We start from the raw sequence: 12143 nt of genomic DNA on the forward strand, positions 1-12143 counted from the left end.
TGCTTAACAGCTTTCCATATAGCAACATATCTTATAAGATAAGAACTCGGGGAAACCCGCTCTGCACAACTTCAAGGAGGATGCTGTGTTTTCACGATTTCCGAGATCGCTCATAGGCGGACTCGCAACCGCAGCCATACTGATGGCCGCGCTGACCGGATGCACGACGGGCGGCGGCAGCAGCGACGACCAAGCGTCGCTCGACCTCGGCTCGTTCGTCGACGCTGCGTCACTCGACCCTGCACAGTCAGACGTCGGGCATTACATGCCGTTTCTGCAGCCTGCCTACGACACCCTCATAAAGCTGAATGATCAGGGCGATCTGGTTCCCATGCTCGCGACCAGTTGGGACTACGTCGACGAGGCGAAGACGACCATGGAGTTGAAGCTCCGCGACGACGTGAAGTTCTCGGATGGAACGCCCCTCACCGCCGAGGCCGTGGTCTCCTCCTTGGGGCGCTTCAAGGCGTCGAACGGGCCGCGCTCGACGGCCCTTGCATCGGTGGAGTCAGTGAACGGGCTCGACGACACAACGGTTCAGCTGCACCTCGGCGCCCCCGATCCGGCGCTCGCGCACAATTTGGCCCTGGTCGCCGGCATGATCACCAATCCCGCCGTCGCCGATACCGATCTAGCGAGTGTTCCCGCGGGTACCGGCCCCTACGTCCTCGACACGAAAGCCACGCGACGCGGCGACGTGTACGTATTCGAGCGCAATGAGAACTACTACGACCCCGAGGCGTTCCCGTTCGATTCGATCAGCATTCGGGTGCTGACCGATCCCACCGCGCGTTTGAACGCCGCCAAGACGGGGCAGGTCGATGCGGTCTACGGTGCTCCGTCGCAGCTGTCTGAAGCCCGATCGTCCGGGCTCACGGTCGTCTCGACGCCGGGTGACTGGCAGGGCCTGTTCCTCATCGATCGAAAGGGCGCCGCTACGCCCGCGCTCGGCGACGTCCGCGTTCGTCAGGCTCTGAACTATGCAATCGATGGAGACGCGATCCTGAAGTCGGTCGCGTTCGAGCAGGGGACACCCACCACTCAAGTGTTCTACCCGAACACCCCAGCATTCGAGCCGAAGCTCGACGACAGGTACCCCTACGACCCCGACAAAGCTAAGGAGCTTCTCCAGGAGGCGGGCTACGCGGATGGGTTCACTTTGAGGATGCCATCCTCAGACGCCTTCCTTCCCGAGGTGTATCCGATCATTGAACAGCAGCTGGCGGACGTTGGCATCACCATCGAATACGACCCGCAGACCCCGGCGGCGGGCCTGGGACCATACCTCAGTGGACAGTACTCATCGTTCTTCTTCAGCTGGGGTGCTTCTCAGAACTGGCTCGACGCGAGCCTGCTCCTCAGTGAAGGCGGAGCATGGAACCCGTACCACGTCGCCGATCCGAAGATCACCGAGCTCATGACGAAGATCGCTGCCGCTGACGGGGAGGCACAAGACGCGCTCTACAAGGAGTTGTCCGCCTACATCGTCGATCAGGCATGGTTCGACCCCTTCTACGTCGTCAGCAACCTGATGTTCGTCGGCGCCGACGTGACGGTGACACCCCAACCGCAGCAGATCGTTCCGTCGATCTACAACTACCGGCCCGCCAAATAGGCGGATCGCTCGCGGGGGGCGGCCGACATTCGGCCGCCCCTCGACCCGGAGGTCATCATGTTCCCTTTCTTGCTGAAACGCATCGCCTCAGCGGTCGTGCTCATTATCGTGGTGTCATTCATCTCATTCGCGCTCACCTGGCTCACGCCCGGAGACCCAGCTCGCGCGATCCTGGGGGTCAGCGCGACCGGCGCCCAGGTGGAGGCGAAGCGGACCGCGCTAGGGCTCGACCAAAACGTATTCGCGGCCTACTTCGGCTGGGTCCGCAAGATGCTCACCGGTGACCTCGGTACCTCATGGTTCACGAATCAGTCAGTGGCCGACTCGATAGCCATGCGCCTGCCTGTCACCTTGTCGATCACGATCATCGCCATCGTTCTCGCCGGTGTGGTCGGCGTCGGCATTGGTCTTCTCGCCGCGGCGCGACGTGGCCCCGTCGACAGCGCGATACAGCCGTTCGCCGTACTCGGCTTCGCCGTCCCGAACTTCATCGTCGCGATCCTGCTCATCACGGTGTTCGCGATCAACCTCCGCGTCGTCCCAGCGACCGGATGGGTCGACTTCGGATCCGACCCGGGCCTCTGGGCCAAGTCGATCGTGCTGCCCGTGATCGCACTGGCGATCGCAGCCACCGCCGCGGTGGCACAGCAGACGAGGAACGCGGCCATCGCGACCATGCAGCAGGACTACGTCCGCACACTCCGCAGTCGGGGACTGGGAACGGGGTCCATCTACTTCAAACATGTCCTCCGGAACTCGGCGCCCGTCGCGCTCACCGTCCTGTCTCTCCAGTTCATCGGACTGCTCAGCGGCGCCGTGGTCATCGAGTACATGTTCGCCTTGCCCGGTCTCGGCGCGCTGACCGTCGGGGCCGCGACGCAGCAGGATCAGCCTGTCATCCAGGGCGCAGTGATCACCGTCGTCGTCGCTGTCGTCGTCGTCAACCTCGTCATGGATCTCGCCTATGCATGGCTCAACCCGAAAGTCCGCTCGTGACCGTTCCTCCCACAACTCTCGCTCTGGCGACCGCCACCCTTCTCGATCGACGGTCGACGCTTCACCGTCTGCTTCGCAGCCCCGCCATGCTCATCCCCGCGGTCGTGCTGCTCGTGATCGTGCTGATCTGCGCGCTCGCTCCCGTCTTCGGTCTCCCGTCGCCCGGCTTTGCCGATGTGACGGCCGTACGGCAGCCTCCCGGGGCTGGGCATCTTCTCGGAACGGACTCCTCGGGCCGCGACGTCCTCAGCCGTCTCCTGTTCGGCGGCCAAGTAACCCTGCTCGCCGGCCTCACCGCCACCGCGGTCACGTTCCTGCTCGGCGTGCCGATGGGTCTCGCCGCCGGCTACTACAGCGGCAGGCTCGATTCAGCCGCAAGTTGGTTGTCGGATCTGATCCAAGCGCTCCCCGCGATCGTCGCGTTGCTCGCCGTCTCCGTCCTCATCGGCTCCAACCCCGTCGCCGTGATGGCCGTCTTCGGGATCCTCATGATTCCCGCCATGTTCCGCCCCGTTCGGGCGGCAGTCATCGATGTTCGGCGCGAGCTGTACATCGACGCCGCGAAAGTGTCGGGCATCGGCGACCTCGCGATCATGGGCCGACACATCTTGGGCGTGGTGCTCCCGGTCGCGCTCATCCAGATCGGCTTCATCTTCGGACTCGCGCTCATCGTGCAGGCCGGCCTCGAGTTCATCGGCATCGGCGAACAGGGGGCCGCAAGCTGGGGTGGCATGCTCGGTGACGCGTTCAAGGACATCTACAACACCCCGCTCCTGCTCCTGCCCCCGGCGCTGGCCATCACCCTCACAGTGGTCTGCCTCATCCTGCTCGCCTCGGTGGGGCGCGACCTCATCAGCGACGGAACGACGCCGACGAAGAGGCGCCGCCGCAAGCGCGTCGTCGCCGAGACGGTCGCCGTACGGCCGCCTTCAGAACACTTGCTCGAGGTGACCGACCTCAAGATCGAGTACCGACTCGATGGCCGCGACCGCCGAGTCGTCGACGGCGTGAGCTTCTCTGTCGACCGAGGCCGCGTGCTCGGGCTGGTCGGCGAATCCGGCTCAGGCAAGACCCAGACAGTTCTCGGCGTGCTCGGACTGCTCTCCGCCGGCGGCGCAGTGGTCGCCGGTTCGGCCGTCTTCAACGGTCGAGACCTGGTGCAGCTCGGCGCAGCCGACCTCAAGGGCGTTCTCGGCCGCGAGATCGGCTACATTCCTCAGGAGCCGATGTCGAATCTCGATCCGAGCTTTACGATCGGCAGCCAGCTCATCGAACCGATGCGTCGTCATCTCGGGCTTTCCCGCCGTGAGGCCCGCAGGAGAGCGAACGACTTGCTGGCCCGGGTGGGCATCGCCGACCCCGGCCGCACTCTCGACAGCTTCCCGCACCAGATCTCCGGTGGCATGGCGCAGCGCGTGCTGATCGCCGGCGCGGTCTCCTGCGACCCGAAGCTCATCATCGCCGACGAGCCGACCACCGCTCTCGACGTGACGGTGCAGGCAGAGGTCCTCGATCTGCTTCGCTCGATCATCGTGGAGCGCGATATCGCGGTCGTCCTCGTCACCCACGACTTCGGCGTCGTCGCTGATATCTGCGACGACGTTGCGGTGATGAGGTCCGGGAATGTACTCGAGTCCGCGCCCGTCCGGACCCTCTTCGCCGAGCCAGATCACAGCTACACCCGAGCGCTGCTTGCGGCCGCTCCGGCGCACCTTTCACCCCGCACGCCCACGCAGCTGGACGGCGCAGCAGAGATCCTCCGCGTAGAGAAGCTCAAGGTGACATACCCAGGTCGGCGCGGCCACGAATTCGTCGCGGTGAAGGACGTCTCGTTCTCGATTCGCGAGGGCGAGACCTTAGGCCTCGTCGGCGAGTCCGGTTCAGGCAAGTCGACCATCGGACGTGCCATCCTGGGGCTCGCCCCCGTTACCGAGGGGGACATCCTCTGGGACGGAACGAGCATCGCCTTCGCCTCCAAGAGGACGCGGAGGGCGCTGAGCTCCGACATCCAGGTCGTGTTCCAAGATCCGTACAGCTCGCTCAACCCGGCGATGGCGGTTGAGGACATCCTGGTCGAACCGCTGCTCATCGATCCGACGGTCAGCCGCGCCGGCGCGATCAAGCGGGTTCAGAGCCTTCTCGATGCCGTGCATCTTCCGGCGGATGCGGGACGACGCCGCGCAAACGAGTTCTCTGGCGGCCAGAGGCAGAGGATAGCCATCGCGCGGGCGCTGTCGCGCTCGCCGCGGCTCATCATCTGCGATGAAGCAGTGAGCGCGCTCGACCTCTCGACCCAAGCCAGCGTCCTCGATCTGTTCGCAGAGCTGCAACAGCGCACCCGGGTCGCATACCTGTTCATCTCCCACGACCTCGACGTCGTGCGACATATCGGTGACCGGACAGCCGTTCTCCAACACGGCTCGCTCGTTGAGGTGGGTGCGAGTGAAGTCGTCGCGACAGAGCCCCATGACCCGTACACGCGCCGACTGGCGGCGGCATCTCCTTATCCCGACCCCGTCGTGCAAGCCGAGCGCCGCGAGCGGCGCAGAGCCGAGCCCGCCATCGAGCCTCGACTCCTTAACGGAACACACCCCTCTTCAAGAAAGGCACACCATGACTGAACCCTTCGCCACTGTCACCATCGGCTCGGATGAACCAGGACAGCTCATATCCCCCTTGATCTTCGGGGGGATGATCGAACACTTCGGCCGCACCGTCGACCCCGGCATCTGGGACGCGGAGCATGACATCCCGCGATCGGATACGAAGGCTGCCATCGAGGCGATGGGCGTTCGCGCTCTCCGCTACCCGGGCGGCTGCTTCTCGGATGACTATCACTGGCGCGATGGCGTCGGCCCGAAGTCCGAGCGTCCACTCGTGGAGGAGACGTTCTGGACGACGGTGACCCAGCGGCTCGGCGGATTCGGCACCAACTCGACCTTCGCGTCGACCCCGGAAGACATCGGGCGGCTTATCGGACCTCCCGAACCCAACCTCCTCGGCACCGACGAGTTCCTCCAGTACTGTCTCGACGTCGACGCAGAACCGTTCCTCGTCGTCAACATGGGCACGGGGACTCCCGAAGAGGCTGCGGACTGGGTGCGATACTGCAACGTGGACCGACGCTCGCCCCGCCCGGTGACGTGGTGGTCACTCGGCAATGAAGCCTGGGGGATCCAGGAGTACGCACATGCCGAACCTACGGTGTACGGCCGCCGAGTGGTTGAGTTCGCGCGCGCCATGAGGGCCGTCGACCCGGACATCAAGTTCGTCGCGGTCGGGCTGCCCGTCAACAACACCCACGAGAGCATGCCGGCCGGCATGGCCCCGTATCCCGCCAAGGTGTGGAACGCCGGCGTGCTCCAGGAGTGCAAGGACGACATCGATCTGCTGTCGGTCCACTGGTACTTCCCCGGCATGATCGAGCGACCGCTCCGCACGACGGGCGACCTCCGCCAACTGTCGACTTCCCCGCAGCTTCTCGAGGATGCATTCGCCACAACTATTGGGTTCGTCGACGACCTGACCGGGCCTGACCGCCGCATCGACATCTCCTTCGACGAGTGGAACCGGATGGTGCAGTTCGACGACCACCTCGCGACGAATCATCCGCTGGGCAACGCCGCGTTCTTCGCCGGATGCTACAACGCGATCCTCGCCCATGCCGACCGCATCCCGATGGCGTTCATCAGCCACCTGGTCAACTGTCTGGCGCCGATCCAGACCGACGACAAGCGCCTATTTGTCACCGTGTCCTTCCTCGTCGCGCGCCTGTACTCCCACCATGCCCGTGGCCGCAGCCTCTCGACCAGAGTGGAAAGTCCCTCGATGCACGTCCAGCCCTTCGAAGGTCTCGACCCCGCAGCCATGAGCGGGAGCATCCTCATCGAGCCGCGCGAGGCTCGCGTGATCACGGCGGCAGCAACCCGCGAGGGCGATCGGAGCGCGGTGTTCCTGGTGAACGCCGACCCTGAGGCCGCGCACGACGTCGAGGTGATCAGTTGGGCAGACGGTCCCGCGAAGGTTCAATGGATTGCTGGGCCCGATGTGTGGGCGCAGAATGACTTCGATCACCCGGACGTCCTTCAGCTACGCGAGAAGGTGGTGCACGTCGACGATGGGCGACTGGTCGTGACGGTTCCCCCCGCTGGCGTTGCAGTCGTCAGCCGATGACCATGAATGAGCAGATGACGAGAGGTGGCGCAATGGCCGCATCCAAAGACGCAGAGCGCATGAACGCGATCCGTGGCGAGCTGTACACGCCCGTGGTCGGTGACATTCTGGATGAACTTGGTTATCGGCGGCAGTTCCTTCCGCCGGAGATCCACGGCATCAAGAACGAGATGGTGGTCGTCGGCAGGGCGATGCCCGTGCTCGTCGCCGATGTGACGGGGCCGCAGACGAAGCCGTTCGGCAGGCTCACCGAAGCGCTCGACCAGCTCGAGCCGGGAGAGGTCTACGTCGCGCAGAACGCCACGATCCCGTGCTCCGCATGGGGAGAGATTCTCACCGCCACGGCCCGACAGCGTGGTGCGGTGGGGGCCGTGGTCGATGGCTACCACCGCGATACTCCCCGGGTGCTGCAGCAGGAGTTCCCGGTATTCAGTCGCGGTGGCTACGCGCAGGATGCCGCCGTGCGGTCATCGGTGATCGACTTCCGATGCCAGGTGCGTATCGGCGACGTCGAGATCGCACCTGGCGACCTCATCTTCGGTGATATCGATGGTGTGATCGTCATCCCGGCGGCGGTGGAGGACGAAGTGATCGAACGTGCGCTGGCGAAGGCGCGGACCGAGAACACCGTGCGCAGCGCAATCGAGGCGGGGATGAGTTCGACCGAAGCCCTCCGCACCTACGGAGTACTGTGAGTTCGCCGACGTTCCCGGGCCTGGAAGGTGCAACAGCACTCGTCACAGGTAGCAGCCGGGGAATCGGCGCCGGTATCGCGGATGCGCTGCAGGCTGCGGGTGCCCGGGTGCTCCGGCACGGCTCCCCGGCGCACGCCTCCCAGGTCCAGGACGACTCGATGATCCTGGCCGATCTGTCCACCGAGCAGGGCATCGGTGAGCTGACCGCCGCTGTCCACGCCCGGATCGAGCAGCTCGACATCCTCGTCAACAACGCGGGTGTCGAGCTACCCGCACCGCTCACCGCGATGGACGGGGCCTCGCTGAGGCAAACGTTCGACGTCAACGTCGTCGCTCCGATCCTGATCACTGGATCACTCGTCCCGCTGCTGCGTCAGGGGAGACCAGGGACTGTGATCAACGTTACGAGTATCCACGACAGCGTGCCGTATGCAGGCAACGTCGCCTACGTCGCTTCCAAGGCCGCTCTTGACGCTGCTGGGCGGACGATGGCACTCGAGCTGGCTGCGTCGGGCATCCGCGTCAACTCCATCGCCCCGGGCGCGATCGAGACTGACATCAACCGCGACGTCATCGAAGAGATGGGACGCGACCGATTCGAATCGTGGATCCCGCTCGGACGCGTCGGCGCGATCGACGACCTCGTCGGTGCAGTGCTGTTCCTCGCGTCCGATGCTTCGCGCTACGTGACGGGATCCCGCATCCTGATCGACGGAGGCTACAGTCAGGCGCTGCTTCGCTACGGTCTCACTGGAGAGGAAGTCGCTCGGAATTCGGCGAGGGAGCCGCCGGCTGATCGCCGCTCCTGATGGACTCCTCGAGTCCGATGCGCGCCTGGCCGAGGTTGTCCGCCATCGCCCGTGCTGCTTGGTCCTCGTCTCCGGCGGCGATCGCCGCGAGGATCGCACGGTGCGCTTCGATGACCGGATCGAACTCGCCACCCTGCTGTACCCATCCGCTCCGCACCCGGCGGCGCAGCCGCCACAGCAGCGGCTCGAGCGATTCCAGCGTGAGCTGGCAGAGGTCGTTGTCGGCAGCATCCGCGACCGCCGAGTGGAACGCGACGTCCGCGTCATGCAGCTCTTCTGCGGTTCGGGCGCTCGCCAAGATCGCCATCGCGGCCTCGAGCGCAGCCAGACTCTCGGGATTGCGATTGCGTGCGGCGAGACGCGCGTTCCCCACCTCTACGATCTCGCGGAACTGCTGAACCTGCTCATCATCGACTGCGCTGCCGATCACGCGCAGACTGAACAGTCGACCGAGATGCGATGAGTTGGGAGTGGCAATCGTGCTCTCTCGTCCCTGCTGCCGTTCTACGAGCCCGATGGCCGCTAGACCGGCTACCGCCTCACGGACGACCGGCACGCTCACGTCGAGCATCTTCGCCAGCTCGCCGCTGGCGGGAAGTCGATCGCCAGGCTTCAGGCTCCGTTCCGAGATCAATTCGATGATGGCCTCGGTGACCTGATCAGTAAGCGACGTCCTCTTCAGGGAACGTGGCATAGACACTCTCCGGTTTCCTTGCTGCGACCGACGGCCATCGTTAAAAGGCTATCAACTAATCGAAGAAGTGGATGACTGACAAGAGAAAGAGGTGGGCCTCGGCGCTACTGAATCTTCGTGCGGGTGGGGCCGAGCAGTGTGAGAGCGAGGGAGGCCACGCCGAGCAGTTCCTCGCGACTTGCCCCGAGATCCGCGCGTGCCGAAAGCCCTTGCCAGAGGGTCTGCACCAGTTCTGTCAGCACTGTGACGTTCGTCGTTGCGGCAAGATCGCCCTCCACGACCGCGCGCTGAAGGCGGGCGCCGAGGCGCGCCTCGTCAGCGTCTTGCAGGTCAGCGACATACTTTCGGACGTTGAGAGTGGCGGAAGTGTCGGCCATGACGGCACTGCCCGTCAGGCAGCCGGGATGCCCTTCAGTGGATCGGGTGAACTCAGTGACGGAGTCCATGAGCAGTCGCTCAATCACGCGCTCGACCGTGGGCTCGGCCACCGCACTGTCATAGATCGCGCTGTACCGAAGCGCGTAGGTGCGGATTGCTTCTTCGAACAGGTCGGCCTTCGTTCCGAACGCGGCGTACAGGCTGGAACTCGAGATCCCGAGAGCGGAACTCAGCACCCGTGTGGAGGTGCCCGAGAATCCATGGCGCCAAAACAACCGCGCCGCCTCGCGCAGGGCAATCTCGCGATCGAAGGACGGAGGCCGCCCAGCCCGTTTCGTCTGCATATTGACGATTCTAAATCAGATGGCCCACAATGGCTTGTGGAGCGATCGATTCAGAAAGTTCCCTAAAAGATGTCCGATCCGACGCCACCGCAACTCCGCGGCATAACTCGCCGCAGATCTGCGCCAACACCGTGCCGTGCGCTCACCACTCGCGCCAACTGGAGGTATGCATGCCGCTCGCAGCAGTTCGACGACTCACCGCAACCACCGCCCTCATCCTCGTCAGCCTGTCTGCTCTGGCAGGATGCTCTGTCACCACCGGCGCTGAGCCGCGAACAGCCGCTAGCGCGTCGGCGACGGAGGCAGAGGAAAGACCGCTTGCGCTGGTCTATAACGGGCCGCAGGGATGTGACGATTGCGCCCCGACGATCGCTTCGGTTCTGAGGAAGGCGAAACGACCCTTCCGGGTCTTGTACGTCGGCCCCGGCACTGGTCGGGAGCTGAACGCCGCGATCCTGAAGGAGGCGACGCTCTACGTCCAGCCGGGAGGAGGTTCCGACCTCGAGGCGACGTGGAACGACCTGGAACCGGCTGCGGATGATCTGCGGGCTTGGGTGGAGGCCGGGGGCTCCTACCTCGGTCTCTGCTTCGGCGCCTACCTTGCAGGCTCCAACCCGGGACTCGGTCTCCTGCCCGGCGACACGTTCGGCTGGGCCGGCTCTGAGGGCGCGACCGTGCCCGATGACCGCGACACCGTGATCCCAGTCATCTGGCGAACTCGAGAACGACACCTGTACTTCCAAGACGGCCCCGGATTCACGCTCAAGGAGACCGCCGATGCGACCGTGCTGGCCACCTATCCGAACGGTGTACCTGCCGCGCTCGTGGCCAAGTACGGCAAGGGACGCGTCGGAGTCTCCGGGCCCCACCCCGAAGCGACCCGGACCTGGTATGAGAACGCCGACCTGGAGAACCCCGACGGTTACCAGCTCGATCTCGCCTACGACCTCATCACTGCGACGGTCGGAAAGAGATGACCGGAATCTTCGCGCGGCCATCCGCCGCGTTCGCCCCGCACCCTCGTCAGGGCCGGCCCGGCACCCCGGCCATCCGCAGCACCACGCGAAAGGGACCGCGTCATGAAGTCCGACGATGAACTCCATGCGTTCTTGAACGGTCGCGGTTGGTGGTCCCGGCGCGAACATGCGCGGTCCAACGGTTATCGACCGACTTTCGATGCGTGGGGCTGGGGCGGGCACTACCCCGGAAGCATCGACATCAGGTGCGTCGATACTGAGCAGTACGAGGTGAGTTGGAAACGTGCAAGCACCAACGAGCCGGTGCTCGAGATCGTGTCGGGACGCCGCCAGCTGCAGGATCGGATACCAGCCTTGGAATCGATGCCCGACGTCTTCGTGAACTGACCGAGCCACACCCACTCATGGCGAGACCTGCCGTGGAGAACCACCATGAAGGATGTCATCGGCACCTTACTGATCGCCGCCGCCGCTGCTGTGCCGCCCACCGGCGGTGCAGATCAGTCCGCTCCCGCACCCAGTCTGCCCGCCGGCCACTGGCTCCCGCAGGGGAGGAGTGACGAGCTCGGCGAGGCGAGCCGAACGCGGTTGCGAGCGTCCGATCTGGAGCGATGAGCCGACCACCACAGAGGTTCATAAGGCCCTGACAAACCGGCTTTTGTCACCTCAAATAGACTTGAGGCATGAGCGCACTGACCGAATACATCGAAGCCTGGAAAAGCAACGATACGGATAGCATCCTTGCCGCGGTGACGGCAGATGTGGTGATCACCGAGAGCTTCGGCCCGATTTATCGCGGTCGGGACCGTGTCCGAGAATGGTGCGAGAAGTGGAACGCTCAGGGCTCGCGCGTGCACGACTGGGTCGTCACCAACGAGCTTGCCATCGGAGACACGCTCGTCGCCGAATGGCGTTTCGACTACCACCAGGACGGGCGAGACCGGTCCTTTCTCGGCGCGACGATCGCGACCGTTCGAGACGGCAGGATTGCTGAGCTGCGAGAGTACGCCGTCACTGCTGATCTCTATACGTGGGAAGGCGAATGGCAGGAGCCTCCCCTCATCGCTCAGACGAGCGCGAACCTCGACGACTAGCCTGGAGCCAACCGTTTCGCTCGAGGGGGACCTCTCGAAGGACTGCAGCGAGTCACCTGATCGGGCCGAGCGACCAGCGCGGAACAGCACATTGGAGGATGCAGTGGCGAAATCAGAGTTCAACCACTTCCGCAATACGCGGCACGAACGGTGGACCATCATCGGCGTGGTCGGGGAAGACTCCGATTCGGGCGACGTCGATACGGTCGAGATCTTCGCGGAAGACGCGAATGAACCTATCTTCACGATCGCCGTCCCGGATATTCCGCAGTTCATCGCCGGATTGGTCGCTTCAACGATCCCGGGCGACCTCACGAAAGAGTAGGCGCGCTCGCGGAATGGAGCCGCTGGTGACGGCGAACAGCGAC

At 64.5% G+C, this 12143-nt stretch carries 12 protein-coding genes; 10 read left to right on the forward strand and 2 right to left on the reverse strand.

All coding sequences use genetic code 11. The annotated features are described in order from the left end of the window. Positions 1 to 85 precede the first annotated feature (85 nt). The 6 genes from ABMA10_RS07160 to ABMA10_RS07185 are packed head-to-tail and all read left to right on the forward strand — an operon-like array spanning position 86 to position 8288. Entirely contained in the window at positions 86 to 1615 is a 1530-nt protein-coding gene (locus ABMA10_RS07160) for an ABC transporter substrate-binding protein (protein WP_431031354.1), read from the forward strand. 57 nt (positions 1616 to 1672) lie between these two features. Beyond that, a complete protein-coding gene (locus tag ABMA10_RS07165) occupies positions 1673 to 2611 on the forward strand; it encodes an ABC transporter permease (protein ID WP_431031355.1) in 939 nt (312 codons plus the stop codon). Continuing rightward, the gene (locus ABMA10_RS07170) at positions 2608 to 5232 is read left to right on the forward strand and encodes a dipeptide ABC transporter ATP-binding protein (RefSeq protein WP_431031356.1); all 2625 of its coding nucleotides are present in this window, start codon (positions 2608 to 2610) and stop codon (positions 5230 to 5232) included. The genes ABMA10_RS07165 and ABMA10_RS07170 overlap by 4 nt, the downstream gene beginning before the upstream one ends. After that, the gene (locus tag ABMA10_RS07175) at positions 5225 to 6784 is read left to right on the forward strand and encodes an alpha-L-arabinofuranosidase C-terminal domain-containing protein (RefSeq protein ID WP_431031357.1); all 1560 of its coding nucleotides are present in this window, start codon (positions 5225 to 5227) and stop codon (positions 6782 to 6784) included. Before ABMA10_RS07170 ends, ABMA10_RS07175 begins: the two co-directional genes overlap by 8 nt. A gap of 32 nt (positions 6785 to 6816) precedes the next feature. Continuing rightward, positions 6817 to 7479: an RraA family protein gene (locus ABMA10_RS07180; protein WP_431031358.1), complete on the forward strand. Its 663-nt coding sequence runs from the start codon at positions 6817 to 6819 to the stop codon at positions 7477 to 7479. Then, a complete protein-coding gene (locus tag ABMA10_RS07185) occupies positions 7476 to 8288 on the forward strand; it encodes an SDR family NAD(P)-dependent oxidoreductase (protein WP_431031359.1) in 813 nt (270 codons plus the stop codon). Before ABMA10_RS07180 ends, ABMA10_RS07185 begins: the two co-directional genes overlap by 4 nt. Here the strand turns inward: ABMA10_RS07185 and ABMA10_RS07190 are convergent. Next, positions 8227 to 8982 (reverse strand): FadR/GntR family transcriptional regulator, encoded by a 756-nt coding sequence (locus ABMA10_RS07190; protein WP_431031360.1) that lies wholly within the window; start codon positions 8980 to 8982, stop codon positions 8227 to 8229. The two genes, ABMA10_RS07185 and ABMA10_RS07190, sit on opposite strands and share 62 nt — an antisense overlap. Before the next feature lie 104 nt (positions 8983 to 9086). Continuing rightward, positions 9087 to 9704, reverse strand: a complete 618-nt coding sequence (locus ABMA10_RS07195) for a TetR/AcrR family transcriptional regulator (RefSeq protein WP_431031361.1) — start codon at positions 9702 to 9704, stop codon at positions 9087 to 9089. 170 nt (positions 9705 to 9874) lie between these two features. Between ABMA10_RS07195 and ABMA10_RS07200 the strand changes: the two genes are divergently transcribed. The 4 genes from ABMA10_RS07200 to ABMA10_RS07215 all read left to right on the forward strand — a co-directional run bounded on the left by ABMA10_RS07200 (position 9875) and on the right by ABMA10_RS07215 (position 12100). After that, positions 9875 to 10681, forward strand: a complete 807-nt coding sequence (locus tag ABMA10_RS07200; RefSeq protein ID WP_431031362.1) for a BPL-N domain-containing protein — start codon at positions 9875 to 9877, stop codon at positions 10679 to 10681. A 102-nt stretch (positions 10682 to 10783) separates the two neighbouring features. Then, complete coding sequence (locus tag ABMA10_RS07205) at positions 10784 to 11068, forward strand: hypothetical protein (protein WP_431031363.1); 285 nt, start codon at positions 10784 to 10786, stop codon at positions 11066 to 11068. A gap of 296 nt (positions 11069 to 11364) precedes the next feature. Beyond that, on the forward strand, positions 11365 to 11775 hold the full coding sequence (locus ABMA10_RS07210) for a nuclear transport factor 2 family protein (protein WP_431031364.1): 411 nt from the start codon (positions 11365 to 11367) through the stop codon (positions 11773 to 11775). Positions 11776 to 11878: 103 nt separating this feature from the next. Further along, entirely contained in the window at positions 11879 to 12100 is a 222-nt protein-coding gene (locus ABMA10_RS07215; protein WP_431031365.1) for a hypothetical protein, read from the forward strand. Positions 12101 to 12143: the final 43 nt, after the last annotated feature.

The sequence above is a fragment of the Plantibacter sp. RU18 genome (assembly GCF_050613355.1).
Lineage (GTDB): Bacteria > Actinomycetota > Actinomycetes > Actinomycetales > Microbacteriaceae > Plantibacter.